The 17,616-nt window shown below is 36.2% G+C and carries 18 protein-coding genes; 5 read left to right on the top strand and 13 right to left on the bottom strand.

All coding sequences use genetic code 11. The annotated features are described in order from the left end of the window. Positions 1-28: 28 nt before the first annotated feature. Together porX and EMTOL_RS01155 are read left to right on the top strand one after the other, a co-directional pair. Entirely contained in the window at positions 29-1,591 is a 1,563-nt protein-coding gene (gene porX, locus EMTOL_RS01160) for a T9SS response regulator signal transducer PorX (RefSeq protein ID WP_015027426.1), read from the top strand. A gap of 67 nt (positions 1,592-1,658) precedes the next feature. Further along, positions 1,659-2,372: a hypothetical protein gene (locus EMTOL_RS01155; protein ID WP_015027425.1), complete on the top strand. Its 714-nt coding sequence runs from the start codon at positions 1,659-1,661 to the stop codon at positions 2,370-2,372. 16 nt (positions 2,373-2,388) lie between these two features. Here EMTOL_RS01155 and EMTOL_RS01150 read toward each other — a convergent pair whose 3' ends face one another. The 6 genes from EMTOL_RS01150 to fsa form a co-directional block, all read right to left on the bottom strand. Further along, a complete protein-coding gene (locus EMTOL_RS01150) occupies positions 2,389-3,288 on the bottom strand; it encodes a carbon-nitrogen hydrolase family protein (protein ID WP_015027424.1) in 900 nt (299 codons plus the stop codon). Continuing rightward, a complete protein-coding gene (locus tag EMTOL_RS01145) occupies positions 3,285-3,887 on the bottom strand; it encodes a GNAT family N-acetyltransferase (protein WP_015027423.1) in 603 nt (200 codons plus the stop codon). The genes EMTOL_RS01150 and EMTOL_RS01145 overlap by 4 nt, the downstream gene beginning before the upstream one ends. A gap of 3 nt (positions 3,888-3,890) precedes the next feature. Continuing rightward, positions 3,891-4,292: a nuclear transport factor 2 family protein gene (locus EMTOL_RS01140; protein ID WP_015027422.1), complete on the bottom strand. Its 402-nt coding sequence runs from the start codon at positions 4,290-4,292 to the stop codon at positions 3,891-3,893. Positions 4,293-4,418: 126 nt separating this feature from the next. Then, positions 4,419-5,696 carry an Hsp70 family protein gene (locus tag EMTOL_RS01135; protein ID WP_015027421.1) on the bottom strand — a complete coding sequence of 426 codons (1,278 nt, stop codon included), beginning with the start codon at positions 5,694-5,696 and terminating at the stop codon, positions 4,419-4,421. Positions 5,697-5,819: 123 nt separating this feature from the next. Then, a complete protein-coding gene (locus EMTOL_RS01130) occupies positions 5,820-6,500 on the bottom strand; it encodes a cell division ATP-binding protein FtsE (RefSeq protein WP_015027420.1) in 681 nt (226 codons plus the stop codon). Between the two features lie 116 nt (positions 6,501-6,616). Beyond that, positions 6,617-7,276 carry a fructose-6-phosphate aldolase gene (fsa, locus tag EMTOL_RS01125; RefSeq protein ID WP_015027419.1) on the bottom strand — a complete coding sequence of 220 codons (660 nt, stop codon included), beginning with the start codon at positions 7,274-7,276 and terminating at the stop codon, positions 6,617-6,619. A gap of 393 nt (positions 7,277-7,669) precedes the next feature. On the opposite strand from fsa, the gene EMTOL_RS01120 reads away from it, so the two are divergent. After that, positions 7,670-8,008, top strand: coding sequence for a transmembrane 220 family protein (locus EMTOL_RS01120; protein WP_015027418.1), 339 nt, complete (start codon positions 7,670-7,672; stop codon positions 8,006-8,008). 87 nt (positions 8,009-8,095) lie between these two features. Here the strand turns inward: EMTOL_RS01120 and ligA are convergent, their stop codons facing one another. From ligA to dusB, 6 genes are all read right to left on the bottom strand, one after another. Next, positions 8,096-10,168 carry an NAD-dependent DNA ligase LigA gene (gene ligA, locus EMTOL_RS01115; RefSeq protein ID WP_015027417.1) on the bottom strand — a complete coding sequence of 691 codons (2,073 nt, stop codon included), beginning with the start codon at positions 10,166-10,168 and terminating at the stop codon, positions 8,096-8,098. Between the two features lie 125 nt (positions 10,169-10,293). Next, complete coding sequence (frr, locus tag EMTOL_RS01110) at positions 10,294-10,854, bottom strand: ribosome recycling factor (protein WP_015027416.1); 561 nt, start codon at positions 10,852-10,854, stop codon at positions 10,294-10,296. A 33-nt stretch (positions 10,855-10,887) separates the two neighbouring features. Beyond that, a complete protein-coding gene (pyrH, locus tag EMTOL_RS01105; protein ID WP_015027415.1) occupies positions 10,888-11,604 on the bottom strand; it encodes a UMP kinase in 717 nt (238 codons plus the stop codon). Between the two features lie 178 nt (positions 11,605-11,782). After that, positions 11,783-12,280 carry an acyl-CoA carboxylase biotin carboxyl carrier protein subunit gene (locus EMTOL_RS01100; RefSeq protein ID WP_015027414.1) on the bottom strand — a complete coding sequence of 166 codons (498 nt, stop codon included), beginning with the start codon at positions 12,278-12,280 and terminating at the stop codon, positions 11,783-11,785. An 11-nt stretch (positions 12,281-12,291) separates the two neighbouring features. Then, on the bottom strand, positions 12,292-13,188 hold the full coding sequence (locus EMTOL_RS01095) for a DMT family transporter (RefSeq protein WP_015027413.1): 897 nt from the start codon (positions 13,186-13,188) through the stop codon (positions 12,292-12,294). A 42-nt stretch (positions 13,189-13,230) separates the two neighbouring features. Continuing rightward, on the bottom strand, positions 13,231-14,259 hold the full coding sequence (gene dusB / locus EMTOL_RS01090; protein WP_015027412.1) for a tRNA dihydrouridine synthase DusB: 1,029 nt from the start codon (positions 14,257-14,259) through the stop codon (positions 13,231-13,233). A 185-nt stretch (positions 14,260-14,444) separates the two neighbouring features. Between dusB and EMTOL_RS01085 the strand changes: the two genes are divergently transcribed. Together EMTOL_RS01085 and EMTOL_RS22330 are read left to right on the top strand one after the other, a co-directional pair. After that, the gene (locus tag EMTOL_RS01085; RefSeq protein ID WP_015027411.1) at positions 14,445-15,383 is read left to right on the top strand and encodes a CPBP family intramembrane glutamic endopeptidase; all 939 of its coding nucleotides are present in this window, start codon (positions 14,445-14,447) and stop codon (positions 15,381-15,383) included. Positions 15,384-15,394: 11 nt separating this feature from the next. Further along, a complete protein-coding gene (locus EMTOL_RS22330; RefSeq protein WP_015027410.1) occupies positions 15,395-15,526 on the top strand; it encodes a hypothetical protein in 132 nt (43 codons plus the stop codon). 178 nt (positions 15,527-15,704) lie between these two features. On the opposite strand, the gene ggt is transcribed toward EMTOL_RS22330, so the two are convergent. Continuing rightward, positions 15,705-17,495, bottom strand: coding sequence for a gamma-glutamyltransferase (ggt, locus tag EMTOL_RS01080; RefSeq protein ID WP_015027409.1), 1,791 nt, complete (start codon positions 17,493-17,495; stop codon positions 15,705-15,707). Positions 17,496-17,616 lie beyond the last annotated feature (121 nt).

Here is a 17,616-nt window from a genome sequence, read left to right as displayed (position 1 = left end):
CTTTTTTGAGATTTTAACGAATTTTTTTATGCGATATAATATTCTTTGGGCCGACGATGAAATCGATTTATTAAAACCATACATCATTTTTTTACAAGCCAAAGGCTATGACGTGACTCCAGTACCAAGTGGTGCCGATGCCCTTGATAAAGTAGAAAGCGAGCGATTTGATGTGGTTTTTTTAGATGAAATGATGCCCGGTATGACAGGTTTGGAAACACTTGCTAAAATAAAGCAAATGAAGCCTAACTTACCAGTAGTCATGATTACGAAGTCGGAAGAAGAACGTATCATGGAAGATGCCATTGGGTCACAAATTGCCGATTATTTAATCAAACCAATCAACCCCAATCAGATTCTATTGTCAGTGAAAAAAATTCTTGATAATAAGCGTTTGATTTCCGAAAAAACCAACTTAGGTTATCAACAAGATTTCAGAAACTTAGCCATGCAATATAACGACCGCATCGGACACGAAGAGTGGTCGGAAATTTACAGAAAGCTCATTTTCTGGGAATTACAACTAGATAAATCGGAGGATAAGAGTATGGAAGAGGTTTTTGGAATGCAAAAAGCTGAAGCTAATTCAAACTTCTGTCGATTTATTGAAGATAATTACGAAGATTGGTTATCAGACCCAAAGGCTGATAAACCTTTATTATCGCATCAACTGATGAAAACAAAGGTTTTTCCTTTAGTAAATAATGAATCCCCGCTATTTTTCTTATTGATTGATAATCTTCGTTATGACCAGTGGAAAGTTATCGAAGAGGTAATCTCTGATTATTTTAATGTAGAAGAAGAGAGTGATTACTACGCAATTCTACCAACAGCAACTTCTTACGCTCGAAATGCAATTTTTTCTGGAATGATGCCTTCTGAAATGGCTAAATTCCACCCAGATTTATGGGTAAATGATGAAGGTGAAAATGAAGATGCTTTGAATAATAATGAGGCAGAGTTTTTGAAAAGACAAATTGAGAAAAGTCGTAAGAATATTTCGTTTTCTTATCATAAAGTTTTGAATATTGCACAAGGCAAAAGTTTGGTTGATAATTTCAATAATTTATTGAAAAATCAACTCATTGCTATTGTCTATAACTTTGTGGATATGCTTTCGCATGCCCGTACAGAAATGGGTATGATTAAAGAATTAGCCCCCGATGAATCAGCTTATCGTTCGATTACAAGGTCTTGGGTTGAGCACTCACCATTACTCGATTTACTGAAGAAAATTGCTGAGAAAAAAGGTCGTTTGATTATCACTACTGACCACGGAATGATTCGTGTAAAGCATCCAAAACGCATCGTTGGTGATAGAAATGTCAATACCAATTTACGCTATAAACAAGGAAAAAATCTTAATCTTGACGATAAAGACGACCACGTATTGATTGTGCGTAAGCCAGAAAACTTTATGTTGCCTAAACCTAATATCTCAACGGCTTATTTCTTTACAATGGAAGATTATTTTTTCGCTTATCCAAATAATTATAATCATTACGTGAGTCACTACCGAGATACTTTCCAGCATGGAGGTATTTCAATTGAAGAAATGATTGTGCCTTTTGCTTACCTTACAGCTAAGTAAATAATCAAAACACTTCGTTGATGAAATATTTCAACGAAGTGTTTTGTATAGTAATGTACCCAAAATCATGAAAAGACTAATACTACTTTTACTTTTTGTTGAATTTTTGTGTCTAGGTGTATTTGCTCAAACAAAATCAGAAAAATACCTTGAAGATAAAGCTTCTTGGTACGTAGGTATGAATTTTGGCAATGCCATAGGTGGTTATAAGCAGATACTGAAAGATGGTAATTTAGGGGGTACAAAAGCTGGGTTTGTATTAGGGGGTTTATTCAATCCATACGGAAGAAAAAGGGCCTCAACTGTTTTTTATGGTGCAGAAGTAGGTTATCAATCCATTGGAAGAGACAAAGATTTTGTTAGTAATGCTTCTGGGACTTTCTATGTGACCAATAATTCATTTTGGTTAAATGGGGTGGCTCGATATCGACCAATTCTTTGGAGTTCGAAGCTGAATCCGTATGCTGATGCCTTTTTTGGTGCAAAAATTATTAGAACAGCCATAGTTGAGCAATTATCGCAAGATGAATCAGAAGTTTTAGAGTCAGTCAATAAAATTGTTCCTAACTATGGTTTAGGGGTAGGAGTGGGCTTCAAATTAATGGGTCAATTAAAAAATGCTTATCTCGATTTAGGTATTTACCTCCAACAAGCAGACCCTACGAAAATAGTAAAACCTAAAACCATTGAAATTAGTAGTACTTACAATACTTCCTATAAGCAAGTTTTAACGAATACCAATCAAATTGCCATTAGGCTGACTTTGACGGGTTTTGATTAAAATACTGAAGTAGTTCTTAAATCTTCACCTTAGAAATTTCAATTTCTTCTTCCAACAATTGAGTAGATAATTTCTGTAAATCATTATAGTTAAATACCTGTCCATCGGCTCTAACTTGATTAATCTTCTCAAAATCAAGCATTTCAATCAGCCATCCTTCTTTTTGAGTTTCGCTAATTGAAATTATGCCTTCTTCGGGTAAGTTTTTATCAGGCGTAGTGTAAAATGCTCCAAAGCCATAGTTAATATCTACCGCTGGCGACCACGCCGCATTACCAATCGTTTGAGAAACTGCTACGTAACATTGGTTTTCTAAAGCTCTGGCTCTGGCACCGACATGTACACGTGTAGCTCCACGAATGGTTTCCGTACAACTTGGTGATAATATTAAATTTGCTCCAGCCTTATTTAAAAGTTGTGAACCAATTGGAAATTCTACATCATAACAAATTTGGATGCCGAATCCGCCCCATTCTGCTTCAAAGAAAGTAAGTTTTTTTGGTGCAGAATGAATACCCCATTCTTCGTTTTCAAAGCGAGTCATGAAAAACTTATCTTGGTAACCAATCAAACCTTTTTTTGAAAAGACAAAGGCACGATTGAAGATTTTCTCATCTTCAAGAACTGGAAAACTTGGAGCGATAATCGTAACGGCATATTTACGTGCAAGTTGAGCAAAGGTTTCACAAAAATCGTTTTTGAGTGAATCCATTTCTTTTACCTGCCAACGAATGTCAGCTCGAATTTCTTCTGAAAATAAACTCACTAATTCCATTGAACCGTATTCAGGGAATAGAAGTATTTCAGCGTCTTGCCTAACAGCTTTGGCTACCCACTGTTCGGTGTAAATTCGCCAATGGTCAAGGCTTTTATGAGTAGTAATCGGATATTGGGCGGAAGCAACTTTGGCGGTCATTGATTAGAAATTTCTTTGGTCCAATAAATCATTTCCTTCTTGGTTGATTGCGTTTCCCCAATATCAAGCCAATCAAATTGGCTTTTGAGTAAAGGGGTTTGTGTGTATCCTCTTTTTTGCCAAAACTGACTGAGCGGTTGATAGTCAGCAGGCTTTAATGGGTGATTTTCTGGGCGGACAACCGCACAAAAGCTTGTAAGTTTACATTGCTTAAAGCTACGTGCATGGGCTTCTCGTTCATCAAAAAAACGATGGCCAATTCCTAAACCTCTGTATGCTGATAATAAGATACTTTCACCAAAGTAAAAAACACTTTGAATATCTATTTGTGCTTGAATAAATGGCTCTTGAACTTCAGCCGTTTCATCAATTAATGGAATACATGTTGTAGCTCCCACCATTTTGTCGGCGTCATAAACCGCAAAAAGCATGGCGTTTTCAGAAGAAGAATAAACCTTTAGATATTCTTTCTCATAGTCAATGCTGCCTTCATACAAATATGGAAAAGCTTTAAAAACCTCAATACGAAGTTGGGCTAAATCATCGAAGACCGTGGCAATTTCAGCACCTATTTTCTTGATATATGTTAGGTGAGTCATGTTTTACACAGAAACTAATTTAATCCAAAGTGGAAGATTATAATAAGTAGTAACTCTGGTAATTTTTCCTTGATTTACTTCTAAAAAAGCACCTGCGGGAAGCACATATTTTTGGCCATGGGCTACTGGAGAATCTTCATCACCCTTTTTATAAATGCCGTTTACCACAAATTCGGCAGCTACACGTGTTCCAGTAGGTTCTGCGAAAAGCGTTACATCTGTAAGTATTTCTTCATAACACTCATCCATCATTTTTAGAAAGTCTCTAAATTTTTCGATACCTATACGCTCTTCACCCTGGTTAGGTTGGTGTTTAATATCTTTGTGAACAAGAGCCAACATTCCGTTCCAATCCTTATTATTGAAGCAATCGTAATAATTTTTTACAGTTTCTAATGCTGTCATTTTATTCAGGTTCTTAGGGGTAATTTTATTTAAAAGCTTAAGAAAAACAAATTTTGTAGTTTCTACAAAAAAAATAAATATTAATTTGTAAAATGATTTAAATATTGGATTTTCTATTTTGCTTTATCAAGCAACCGCACCAGCTAAGACATGATAGCTATAAGCTAAACCCATGGCAACACTATTGAAATTATCGCCAGATTTTATTTTTTCTTTTCCAAAATGCTCAACAAATATCTCGTTTAATGGTCTAACCATCGAAGTCCCGCCTGTCATAAATACCACATCAACATCTTTGTTTTTGATATGATTTCTTTCCAAAAATCCATTGAGATATTGGTTGATTTTTGATAAGTTAGACTCGATAATTTCCTCTGAAAACTCATTAATTGAAATTGGTTCGTTGATAGAAATATCGCTTTCATTGAATGAAAAAGTGGCATTGTCATCTTTTGTAAGTTCAATTTTTACCTTTTCAATTTCTTTAAAAATCACATAGCCTAAATTTTGCTCAATGAGTGTTTGAAGGTTTTTTACTCGATAATCTTTTCCTGAATATTGATAAGACTTTGCAATGCTCAGTTTCATTCGGAGTGAATCAAGGAAGTTCATTTTTTCCCAAGAACAAATGCTTGTGAAATACGATAATGGTAAATCAATGGGTTTCCCTGGAGTAAATTCTTCTTTAACACCACGTCCAAAATGCGGAGTACCTTTATGCCACATGATATCAGAATCGAAACTATCTCCGCCAATATAAATACCACCTTGGGCAAGCATATCTGCACGACGGTCTGCTTGATTGATGGCATTTGGGTTTAGACGCATCAGTGAAAAGTCAGAAGTACCTCCACCAAAATCAGCTACTAAAACTAGCTGTTCTTGTTCAATTTGACGTTCATACGTGAAAGCTGCACCAATGGGTTCCATTTGAAAATAAAACTCCTCAAAACCTGCTATTTGTGCCGCTTTTGATAATCTTTCTTGAGCAATAGCATCTTTTTCGGGATTTTCGTCAAAAACAACAGGACGACCGATTACTGCTGTTGTGATATTTTCTCCAGTAAAATCATCAGCTAATTTTTTCAAGTGAATCAAAATTAAAGCAACTAAGTCTTCTGCTCGATAGCTTTTTGAGCCAATGCGTGTATCAATAAAGCTTTTATTTGGTAAAACCTTTTTGATAGACTTCATGAATCGGCCACGCATCCGATTTTTCACATACAAAGATACGGCTTCATGCCCAACGGTTGGACTTACAATTTCTTTCGGGTGTGTAGGTTCGGGAAAGAAAAGCAGCGAAGGTATTGTAAAAAGTTTAACTAATTGATTGGTGTTGGTATCAAGAATCGCTAGAGCCGAATTAGTTGTGCCAAAGTCAATTCCATAAATATATTTACTCATGAATTTTTTAGAACGGTGGGTAATGATAACAGAAAACCAATTAAAGTGGTTTCAGAATGAGATAAAAAACTCGCAATAGCTCAAAGAGTATTGTTTCGATAGTTTTACTGTTAGAAAATTTGATTAAATACTTTCAGAGAGATCCCTGACTTGGCCTTTATCGCAGTAAAGTGTGCGATGAGGAAAGCGTTCGATTAGTTCGAAATCGTGTGTAGCCATTAATACCGCAGTATTAGCTTTTTCATTGATAGCCAGGAAGAGTTTAAGAATTTCAACAGACATTTCTGGGTCAAGATTCCCCGTTGGTTCATCGGCTAAAATTATATCTGGGCGATTCAGTAATGCTCTTGCAATTCCCACTCTCTGTTGTTCTCCACCAGAAAGTTGGTGGGGCATTTTCTCAAGAATATGAGGGAGATTTACTAAAGTAAGAACCTCTTTAATTCTGTCATTCATTTCATTTTTATCCTTCCAGCCCATTGCTTTCAAATAAAAATGTAAGTTTTTTTCAATATTTCTATCGCTTAATAATTGAAAATCTTGAAAAACTATGCCAATTTTTCTTCTTAGATAAGGGATTTCAGAACGTTTCAACGCGTGTAATTCATATCCACCAATGAGGCCAGTACCTTTTTCAAGCCATAAATCGGCATATAAGGTTTGTAATAGTGAAGATTTACCACTCCCAGTCCGACCGATTAGGTACACAAATTCACCTTTTTGTATGTTGAAATTAACATCTGAAAGTATCAGTTGTTCTCTTTGGTAGATGTATGCGTGCTGAAGCGATATGACTGAATCCATAGTAATGAATACGAATAGGAGAGTTCTGATTTGATTATCAATTTATACAATTTTTATTCAAAAAAGAATTCTGAGTAATTAATCTCACTCAGAATTCAGTATTCAGAACTAAAATATTATTTAGCGTTTGCCTTTGCATGGTCAGCTAAGAATTTAGCTAAGCCACTATCTGTCAATGGGTGGTTTAATAAAGCCATAATTGCAGAAAGAGGGCCTGTCATTACGTCAGAACCAATTTTTGCACATTGTAAGATATGCATCGGGTGACGCACTGATGCTGCCAAAATTTGGGTTTCGAAACCGTAGTTGTCATAAATCAAGCGAATATCTTCGATTAGATTCATGCCATCGGTAGAGATATCATCTAAACGACCAACAAATGGAGAAACATATGTTGCTCCAGCTTTAGCTGCTAATAGGGCTTGTCCAGCAGAGAATACTAAAGTACAGTTGGTTTTGATTCCTCTTTCCGTAAAATATTTGATAGCTTTAATACCGTCTTTAATCATCGGTATTTTTACCACGATTTGCTCATCAATTTCAGCTAATTCTTCACCTTCAGCAATCATTTCATTGTAGGTAGTCGAAATAACTTCTGCACTTACATCACCGTCAACAATCTCGCAGATTGCTTTGTAATGACGCATCACGTTATCTTTTCCTGCTATACCTTCTTTTGCCATTAATGAAGGGTTTGTTGTTACGCCATCAAGAATACCGAGGTCTTGAGCTTCTTGAATTTCTTTGAGAGAGGCTGTGTCAATAAAAAATTTCATGAGGAAATAATTAATGAGAATATTAAAGAAAAAGTGAAAATTCGAGAATGTGAGATAGTGGACTTTGCCAAAATATAAAAAAAAAAGGCAAATTCACCGCTCAACCACAGTACCCTTGCTTCGGTCAAGACCTGGGGGATTCAGCAGGAGCTGGTAATTTGCCGACACAAAGGTAGTAAATTTTCGACTGCCTGCAAACGTTTTTTTTGAACAAAGTTAATGAATAATTTTTTTTTAGCAGAAATTGCATCTTTAAATTATTGATAGTCAGGTATTTTAATGCTAATAAAAAAGGTCAAAAAAAAATGACGATTTTTATCATTTTTTTAATTTGTCAGTAATTATATTTTTGATTTGTTTTGATAAATATTCCTAACCAAAAATTTTAAATATATGGATTTGAAAAAAATAGTACTCTGGTTCTTTGTGGTTGTGTTCTTTATTTTTGCTTTGGTGCAATATAATGACCCAGACCCTTACGTTTGGATTCCCGTTTATTTGATACCCACTTATTTGTGCTATTATAAATTACAAGGAAAAGGTGACAAGTTGATGTATTTTGGTATAGGTTTATTGTTTTTGATGTGGGCAATTAACCAATTCCCTCCTGCATGGGAAGGTGTTTTGTTGAATCAAGGTATGAAGACGGTCAATATCGAACTTGGGCGTGAGTCATTGGGCTTGGGTTGTTGTACTGTAGGTATGTGGATCTGTGCAGTGTTGAAGAATTAGGCATAAAGTATAAATTGGTTATTGAGAACTCGTTGATACAAAAAACGAATATCACAATAACCAATTTTCAAATTACTCATTTCTAAACTACCCCAACATCGCCATAAACTCTTCTTCCGAAATCATTTTTACGTTGAGTTTTTTAGCTTTTTCTATTTTAGATGAACCCGGTTTATCGCCTACAATCAAGTAATCCAATTTCCCAGATACACCACTTACTACTTTACCGCCATTCGCTTCAATTTTTTGTTCGAGGGCTTCACGTTCAAAGTTTATAAAAGTACCAGTATAGAGAAATGTTTTTCCTACAAGTTGGTCGCCTTCAATTACTTTTACTTCATCTTGTGCAGCCATTTGTAGGCCTGCGTTGCGAAGTTTTTCAATGAGTTCAAGATTTTCTTCTACTTGGAAAAATTCTATGATACTTTGAGCAATTTTATCGCCAATTTCTGGGGCAGTACGTAGCGTTTCGTAGTCGGCAGCTTTAATATTATCAATATTTTTAAAGAATCCTGCCAATTTTTCGGCAACAGTTGCTCCAACATATCTGATACCTATACCAAATAACACTTGTTTGAAAGGTGCTTGCTTAGATTTTTCAATACCATCAAGAATATTTTGAACAGTTTTCTCTTTAAAACCTACTTTTCTCACCTTTCCTGTTGTTTCATCTTCGGTTATTTTTTCAAGTCCAAAGAGTTTTTCATAGGTCAAATCATATAAATCAGTGATGTTTTTTACTAAGCCTTTTTCGTATAATAGTTCTATTTTACCCTCACCTAAACTATCAATATTCATTGCTTTTCGGTGAATGAAATGCTCAATTCTGCCTCGAATTTGTGGAGGACAACCCTTCTCATTGGTGCAGTAATGATTGGCTTCTCCATCTTTGCGTGTAAGTGGAGCACCACATTCAGGACAAGTGTTTGGATATACAATTTCTTGTGTATTGAACATATCTCGTTTCGATAAGTCAACGGCCGTAACTTTTGGAATGATTTCTCCACCTTTTTCAACAAAAACGGTGTCACCAATTCGTAGACCTAGGCGTTCGATTTCGTTGGCATTATGTAAAGAAGCCCTCTTGACGGTTGTTCCTGAAAGATGAATGCCTTTTCCATTTCTTTTTTCGTTGTCAAGTTCGGCAACTGGTGTAATCGCTCCGGTACGCCCTACTTGATAGGTTACAGCTTTTAAAATAGCAGGTTTTGATTCTGCTTTGTATTTGTAAGCAATGGCCCATCTTGGACTTTTGGCTGTGTAACCTAGTTCGGCTCGTTGGGCAATTGAATTCAGTTTTATCACAATGCCATCAGTAGCTAATGGAAGAGAAAAGCGTTTTTCATCCCATTCTTTGATATACTCGATTACATCTTGAATTGTGTGGCATTTTTGCCAAGTTTGCGAGACGTTAAAACCTAAGTTTTTGAGTGCGATTAAGCTTTCTTCATGCGTTGCAAAAACCTCTTCATCAGATAAAAATTGATAAACGTAGGCATCTAAACCACGGCGAGCAACTTCAGCAGAATCTTGTAATTTGAAGCTTCCTGAAGCAGCATTTCTTGCATTAGCATAGCTTTCTTCGCCAGCTGCTTCTGCTTCGGCATTCATTTTTTCAAACGAAGAATAGGGCAGGAATCCTTCGCCTCTGATTTCAAAAATTCCAGTTGTGATGCTTGGTGGTATTTTGACTTTCAGGGGCAAAGTTTTGATAGTTTTTACATTATTAGTAATATCATCGCCTTTAACACCATCACCTCGTGTTACGCCACGAACAAAAACACCGTTTTCGAAGGTCATTGAAAGGGATATACCATCAAATTTTAATTCACAAATATATTCATAACTCTCTCCGTTTAGGCCTTTTCTTACTCTTTCATCAAAATCGAGTAGCTCTTGTTCATTATAGGTGTTGGCCAGCGAAAGCATTGGATAACGGTGCTCTACGCTTGCAAAGTTTTTCGTGATTGTTCCGCCTACTCGGTGCGAAGGCGATTCAGGAAGTTTAAGGTATGGATATTGATTTTCGAGATTTTCTAATTCTTTCAAGAGCATGTCAAACTCTTGGTCAGAAATTTCCGACACGCTATCCATATAATAGCGATGATTATAGTAATTGAGTTTTTCGGTCAGTTCACTAATGCGTTCGGCAGGATTCATACAAATATTTTATGGAGTAATGTATTTATATCTTGATGCAATTTATAAAGATTTAATTAAAAAAGCCTGCTGTTAGAAGCAGGCTTTCATATATAATTCTACACAATTATTAAAAATGTGTAGTACTAAACTTGCATGATATCTTTTTCTTTATCTGCCATTAATTGTTCGGCTTTAGCAATATAGCTGTCGGTCATTTTCTGTACACGCTCTTCTGCTTTTTTTACTTCATCTTCCGAACCACCATCTTTCTGAATTTTTTTCAATTCTTCGTTAGCTTCCTGACGTACTTTACGCACATTTACACGTGCTATTTCAATTTCACCTTTTGCTTTCTTTACAAGGTCTTTACGACGCTCTTCAGTAAGTGGTGGAATATTTAAACGAATAAGTTCACCATCATTAGCAGGAGAAAGACCGATATTTGAGTTGATAATTGCACGCTCAATATCATTGATGATTTTACGCTCGAAGGGTTTGATAGCCAATGTACGAGCATCAGGAGCGGTGATAGACGATACCTGTGCAAGTGGAGTTGGTACCCCATAATATTCTACTTGAATACCATCGAGCATCTGAACTGATGCACGCCCTGCTCTGATTTTCGAAAGTTCGATTTGCGTATGTTTCAATGCACGTTCCATTGAATCTTTAGCCATATCGAGTACTAATTCTATTTCTTCCATTAGTCTAAAATTACAAAATCTATATGTATTTAATTAATCTCCTACTAAAGTTCCCACATCTTCACCTTGTACTACTTTCATCAAATTGCCAGCTACATTCATGTCAAACACAATGATTGGCATTTTGTTTTCTTTGCAAAGTGCAAACGCAGTAAGGTCCATAACTTTAAGGTTTTTGCTAATTGCCTCATCGTATCCGATTTGTGTATAACGAGTGGCCGTTGCGTCTTTGCGTGGGTCGGCTGAGTAAACGCCATCTACACTAGTACCTTTTAATAATACACTTACGCCTAATTCGTTGGCACGGAGAGCTCCACCTGAATCGGTAGAGAAATACGGATTTCCAGTACCAGCACCTAAGATAACCACGCGGCCTTTCTCTAAGTGACGAATGGCTCTACGACGAATAAATGGCTCAGCCACTTGTTCCATCTTAATTGCCGACATGAGTCGAGTACTGAGGCCTGTTTTTTCCAAGGCACTTTGAATGGCCATTCCGTTAATTACAGTAGCAATCATACCCATGTAGTCGCCTTGTTCACGGTCGATACCTGAATTTTGGCTAGCTCCACGGAAAATATTGCCACCACCGATGACGATTGCTACTTGGCAACCTGCATCAACTACAGCCTTAATTTCTTGGGCATATTGCGAAAGAATATCAGAGTTAATAATTTGGCTTTTATCGCCACCATTGAGGGCTTCGCCGCTTAGTTTCAGGAGAATTCGTTTGTACTTTAATTCAGACATTGACGGGTGTATTTTCCAACAAAGTTAGGGTTTAATTTTTGAGTTTCGAAAATTTGATAACAGAAAATTGAATAAATTCAGAATCTTTATTTACACGTCATAAAAAACGACAGACGTTAGTTTTTCTTATAAAAACCAACGTCTGTCGTCATTAAAGGTCTTATAATCAATTGATTATTTATTCAAATTCCATAATTAACTGACCTTTTTCTACGCTATCGCCAGTATTTACCTTGATATTTTTTACTTTCCCATCGCCAGTTGCTTTAATGGCATTTTCCATTTTCATGGCTACTAAAATTAAAAGAACATCCCCTTTTTTTACTTCATCTCCTTCTTTTACTTTCATATCAAAAATAAGTCCTGGCATTGGAGCTTTGAGATTGTTAATCTTAGCAGAAGCCGTACCACTCATTCCCATTTTTTCTAAAAGTAAATCCGTACGATTTTTCAAGTTTACGGTATGAATTGTGCCATTGATTTTTATTTTGAATATTTTTTCGGCAAAATTGGCCTCAACGAGTTCTGCATTATACGATTGATTATCTTTGATAATATGGTAGTGATTATCAGAGATATCACGGAAATCCCAAGAAAAAGGCTGATTATTTAATAGAATTTGTTCTTTATCCTCAGAAATCTCAAAGTTTTGGTCGTTGACGATTGCTTTTAGCATGGTTTTGTTGTTTATTTTTTATTAATCAAATATACACCAACCAAAATGATTGTCATACCAAAATAATGCAAAAATGATATAGATTCTCCATCAATAAAGCCCATCATTGTAGCCACCACAGGTATGAGGTAGGTAACAGATGAAGCAAATACAGGTGAAGAAATTTGCAAGATATAATTAAAAATAATAGCTGCTAAACCCGAATTTATAGCTCCTAATAAAAGTAACATTAATAATGGATTGAGTGTATCGGCATTGATTCTTGAAACAAAATCAGATGAAAAAAGGATAATTGCAGAAAGTATTGCCATTGAGAAGAGAGTCCAACCACTGAGCAATACGGCATTGATTTCGCTTAAATGCTTCCCTACAATATTTACATTGAATCCATACATCAAAGATGCCAAAATAACAAGTAGGGCGTAAGGATTGAGTTGGCTAATAGAAAGGCCATCTTTACTTGAAGAAAGCACCAACACCACACTGCCAATAAAACCGAGTATTAGACCTGCAACTTGCCAACTACGAATGAATTGTTGGAAAAAAATAGCTCCAACTATAAGTACAAAAATAGGTGTTGCAGAGTTTAATGTGCCTGATAATGAGCTATTTATTCTACTTCCTGCAAAAGCGAATAAAAATGCGGGTAGGAAATATCCCAGTAATCCTGAAGCTAAAAAGTATTTTGTTTTTTCTTTAGGATATTGTTTTCTCGATGAAATTATCCAAGGTAAAAAAACGATTCCTGCCGCTAAAATTCTGATAGTACCTATTTGAATAGGAGTAAAAGCATCGAGGCTTTTTTTGATAATAATAAACGATGAGCCCCACATCATGGCTAAAATACTTAAAAGTAGCCATGCAATAAGTGATTTATTTTCTGGATTGGTAAAAGTGTTTTTATTCACGTGGTTGTTTTTTTGTAAGGAAACTTTCTTTACGAGTTATTGTTAATCTACTCCAGCGTATTCTACTTTGATTTGTTGTTTTTCAAGGATAAAACCTTCATATGCAACCGAGACTTCATCTAAGATTGATAAAATCTCTTGGAAATCAAGAGAGAGAACTAGACGCATACGATATTCTTTGAAATTAGGTAAACCCTTGAAATAGTTGCTGTAGTGGCGTCGCATTTCTAAAATACCTTGACGGTCATTTTTCCATTTGATTGAAAACTCCAAATGTTTTCGTGCAGCATCTACGCGTTGAGCTATACTCGGAGGGGCAAGTTTTTCTCCTGTTGCAAAATAATGTTTGATTTCATTAAAAATCCAAGGATAACCAATGGCTGCTCGGCCAATCATGATACCATCAACGCCAAATCTATTTCTATAATCGAGGGCTTTTTCAGGAGAATCAATATCGCCATTACCAAAAATTGGAATCTTAATACGTGGGTTCTCTTTAATTTTGGCGATTAAAGTCCAATCGGCTTCACCTTTATACATCTGTGCACGTGTACGTCCATGAACAGTAAGTGCTTGAATGCCAACATCTTGTAGGCGTTCGGCTACCTCTTCAATATTTTTGGTTTCGTCGTTCCAGCCCAAACGTGTTTTTACTGTTACGGGTAGATGGGTATTCTTTACAACCGAGGCAGTCATTTCTGCCATTTTCGGAATATCTTGCAAGAGGGCAGCTCCTGCTCCTCGACAGGCAACATTTTTTACAGGACAGCCATAGTTAATATCAATTAAATCTGGGCGTGCTTCGGTGGCAATCCGTGAACATTCTCCCATCGTTTCTACGTCACTCCCGAAAAGTTGAATACCAATGGGACGTTCGTACTCGAAAATATCTAATTTTTGTACACTTTTGGCTGCATTTCTAATCAAACCCTCTGATGAAATGAATTCCGTGTACATCATATCTGCACCATTTTCTTTGCAAACCAAACGAAAGGGTGGGTCGCTCACGTCTTCCATCGGTGCGAGTAAAAGTGGAAATTCCCCCAAATCTATATTGCCTATTTTTGCCATATCTTATTGATGAAGAAAAGGTTTGAAACCTTTTTGCTTGTAAATCAATCGACAGTTTAGAAACCTGCCTTATAAACTTAACTATAAAAAAACGCTAAAAATTCCTTTCGGAGTGCCAAAAACGGCCTAAACATTGCGAATACAGGAATTACTGAATAATTTTACCACAAAATTACTAAAAACTTATGAAACTTTCTGATTCGCGTGAAAACCCCGCAGTTTCCTCTTTACTAATAATTATTGGCCTTTTTTTGATAGGTTTTCTTGTCGTCGGAAGTATTGTACAAATACTAGTGATGTTGGCCGTCGGTGCTTCATTGACAGATTTGATGGAGAGTGCTGGCGATTTTTCTAAACTTCCGAATGCTTGGCTTGGAATGATTTTAGGTCAAGGTTTGGGTTCGTTTATTGGTTTTGTAGGTTCTGCTTGGTTGTATTGGCGAATTATCGAAAAGAAAACTTGGCAAGCACTTAATTTTGAGAAAATACCTGCTCTTCCTGTGTTTGGAATGGTTGTGATGATTCAAATGGCCTTCATGGGTTTCAATGGTTGGCTGCAAGAAATTAATCAGGCAATTGTTTTTCCAGAATCTTTGAAAGGCTTAGAGGCAATACTAAAAGGTATGGAAGATAAATTGGCTGAAACAACTAAGTTTTTCACTGATTTTAAATCGTTTGGGCAATTTATATTAGCATTTTTGGTTATTGCCGTGATAGCAGGAGTAGGAGAGGAGTTAATTTTTAGAGGTTTAATTATGCGAAAACTGCTTTTAGGAACACGAAATCACCATGTGGCTATTTGGGTAGCAGCTTTCATTTTTGCCGTGATTCACTTTCAGTTTTATGGAATTATACCTCGTATGATGTTGGGCGTGTTGTTTGGCTATTTTTACTATTGGACAGGAAACATTCTCGTTCCAATTTTCGCCCATATTTTCAATAATGGTTTTGCTGTTACGGTCATGTATTTACATAATTTAGGAATTGTAAAAACCGACCTTGAAAGCATGGATGATGTACCAACTTCAATTATTGCTTTTTCTTTAATTGCAACTATTGGCCTAATGTTTTTGTTGAAGAATTACACAAGTAATCGACCGTCGGCAGACAATAATCAAATTTAGTAAAATTTTTCATGGAAGAACAGTCGAAATTTAAGCAATGGTTCAAAAGGCTCGGATGGGCTGGATTCCTATTTTTCTTGATAAAAGGCTTACTTTGGTTAATTATTCCTTATCTAATTGCTAAGGGAATTATTAGTAAATAATGGATGATGCTGAATTATTATAACTATAAATTCAATATTATCTACAAATTGTCAAACCGCATAGAGCACAGATTTATTAACGCTAATTTTCACTGATGTTAATACATTTCAGTGAAAATTAGCGTTTTTATTAAATTATGTCATCTGCTTGGCATAATCCTTCTTTGAAATTCCAAAATTAATACCCTACACTTGTATTATCAGCTCTTGGGTCTGATGCTCCTTCAAGCATTCCATCCGAACGTAACATAATGCAATCCATTCTTCCGAGTGTACCTTTTTGTGCATCAATAATATAACTTCGTGATTTTAAAGCATTGACTGTTTTCTCATTGAATGCATTGGGTTCATAAACTGTGCGGTCAGGCATCCATTGGTGGTGGAATTTTAAGGCGTTAACGGCCTGCTGCATAGTCATTCCATGTTCAATTACGTTTAAAATGGTTTGATAAACTGAGGTGATGATGGTAGACCCTCCGGGTGTACCAACTGCCATCAGGAATTTTCCATCTTTTTCAACGATTGTTGGAGTCATTGATGAAAGCATACGTTTTTCGGGTTGAATTTCGTTGGCTTTGTTGCCAAGTAAGCCAAACATATTTGGCACACCAGCCTTAATACTGAAATCGTCCATTTCATTATTCATTAAAAATCCAGCCCCAGCTACCACAACTTTACTGCCATAACCACCATTAAGCGTTGTAGTAATTGAAACCGCATTTCCATCTTTATCAACGACTGAATAGTGTGTAGTTTCATTAGACTCATAGCCTGGAATTTTACCACCATCAATGCTTTTACTATCAGTTGCTTTCGCAAAATTGAAATCTGACCAACGTTTTTTCAAATATTCCCTGCTCATCAACTCTTTCATTGGTACTTTAATGAAATCCATATCACCCATCCATTTGGCACGGTCGGCATAAACTCGGCGTTCTGCTTCAATCATGACCTGTACAGTAGAATCAGAATTAAAGCCCCATTTACGAAGTGGGTATTGCTCAACTAAACGCAGAAGTTGGACCAAAGCTACGCCACCACTCGAAGAAGGTGGCATTGTAATGATTTTATAATTATTCTTATAATCGGCAACGATGGGTTCTCTCCATGCCGAATGATATTTTTTCAAGTCTTCGTGCGAGATTATTCCTCCACCTTTTTGCATTTCCTTTACTAATAGGTCGGCCACTTCTCCATCGTAAAAGCCATTTCTACCTTTTTGTTGGATAAGACGTAAGGTTTTAGCCAAATCTTTTTGAATTAATATTTCACCTTTTACCCAATCACGATTTTCTGGGTGCATAAAATAAGGTGTATTTTCTCCATTTACTTTTCTAAAAGCCGCTTTGTTATTATTGAGTCCGAGTGCTTCTCTTTCAGTTAATACTACACCATTTTCTGCAAGGTCAATGGCAGGTTGAATAACTTTCTCCCAAGATAATTTTCCAAATTTTTTATGAATTTCAACCATTCCATCAACTGAACCAGGCACGCCACTCGCTAAGTGGCCTAAAAGGCTTAGTCCCTGAATCACGTCACCTTTGGCATCTAAATACATATCTCGGTGAGCTTTAAGAGGTGCCTTTTCTCTGAAATCAAGTGTGTAAGCTTTTCCATTTTTATCTCGGATAACAGCAAAACCACCGCCACCTAAATTCCCAGCAAATGGAAATACCACGGCTAAAGCAAAATGTGTAGCCACGGCTGCATCAACGGCGTTGCCACCCATTTTCATGATTTCTACACCTACTTTTGACGCGTCAGGGTGGGCTGAAGCTACCATCCCATTTTTACCTATAACTCCTTTTCGGTCGGAGAAAAATGTTTTCTGACTTGGGTCTTCTTCGAAAAGAACAAAAAGGTCTTTGCGTTCGCTTGAAACGCCATTGGTTGTTTGAGTAGGTTTATTTGTGCAAGAGAAAATTAAACTTACAAATAGTAATGTAATTAGGGCGAGGTTTTTATTCATGTTTGTTGAAATTTGTACTTTAGGAAATTAAATATTTTTCTAGTTTCTACAGATTTGCTCAATGTTAAAAATAGAGGTATCCCACATATCCTTAAAATTTGCCGTTAATTTACTAAAATCT

This window comes from Emticicia oligotrophica DSM 17448 (genome assembly GCF_000263195.1).
Classification (GTDB): Bacteria; Bacteroidota; Bacteroidia; order Cytophagales; family Spirosomataceae; genus Emticicia; species Emticicia oligotrophica.
The sequence above is the reverse complement of the archived record's forward strand: the minus strand, read 5'-3'. Positions and strand labels throughout refer to the sequence as shown.

Coding starts and splice junctions, on each gene's coding strand:
- EMTOL_RS22330 (WP_015027410.1), top strand. CDS start 15,395: ATGGAAGAACAGTCGAAATTTAAGCAATGGTTCAAAAGGCTCGGATGG.
- EMTOL_RS01135 (WP_015027421.1), bottom strand. CDS start 5,696: ATGAGTAAATATATTTATGGAATTGACTTTGGCACAACTAATTCGGCT.
- ligA (WP_015027417.1), bottom strand. CDS start 10,168: ATGAATCCTGCCGAACGCATTAGTGAACTGACCGAAAAACTCAATTAC.
- fsa (WP_015027419.1), bottom strand. CDS start 7,276: ATGAAATTTTTTATTGACACAGCCTCTCTCAAAGAAATTCAAGAAGCT.
- EMTOL_RS01150 (WP_015027424.1), bottom strand. CDS start 3,288: ATGACCGCCAAAGTTGCTTCCGCCCAATATCCGATTACTACTCATAAA.
- ggt (WP_015027409.1), bottom strand. CDS start 17,495: ATGAATAAAAACCTCGCCCTAATTACATTACTATTTGTAAGTTTAATT.
- EMTOL_RS01155 (WP_015027425.1), top strand. CDS start 1,659: ATGAAAAGACTAATACTACTTTTACTTTTTGTTGAATTTTTGTGTCTA.
- porX (WP_015027426.1), top strand. CDS start 29: ATGCGATATAATATTCTTTGGGCCGACGATGAAATCGATTTATTAAAA.
- frr (WP_015027416.1), bottom strand. CDS start 10,854: ATGGAAGAAATAGAATTAGTACTCGATATGGCTAAAGATTCAATGGAA.
- dusB (WP_015027412.1), bottom strand. CDS start 14,259: ATGGCAAAAATAGGCAATATAGATTTGGGGGAATTTCCACTTTTACTC.
- EMTOL_RS01130 (WP_015027420.1), bottom strand. CDS start 6,500: ATGGATTCAGTCATATCGCTTCAGCACGCATACATCTACCAAAGAGAA.
- EMTOL_RS01120 (WP_015027418.1), top strand. CDS start 7,670: ATGGATTTGAAAAAAATAGTACTCTGGTTCTTTGTGGTTGTGTTCTTT.
- EMTOL_RS01145 (WP_015027423.1), bottom strand. CDS start 3,887: ATGACTCACCTAACATATATCAAGAAAATAGGTGCTGAAATTGCCACG.
- pyrH (WP_015027415.1), bottom strand. CDS start 11,604: ATGTCTGAATTAAAGTACAAACGAATTCTCCTGAAACTAAGCGGCGAA.
- EMTOL_RS01100 (WP_015027414.1), bottom strand. CDS start 12,280: ATGCTAAAAGCAATCGTCAACGACCAAAACTTTGAGATTTCTGAGGAT.
- EMTOL_RS01085 (WP_015027411.1), top strand. CDS start 14,445: ATGAAACTTTCTGATTCGCGTGAAAACCCCGCAGTTTCCTCTTTACTA.
- EMTOL_RS01140 (WP_015027422.1), bottom strand. CDS start 4,292: ATGACAGCATTAGAAACTGTAAAAAATTATTACGATTGCTTCAATAAT.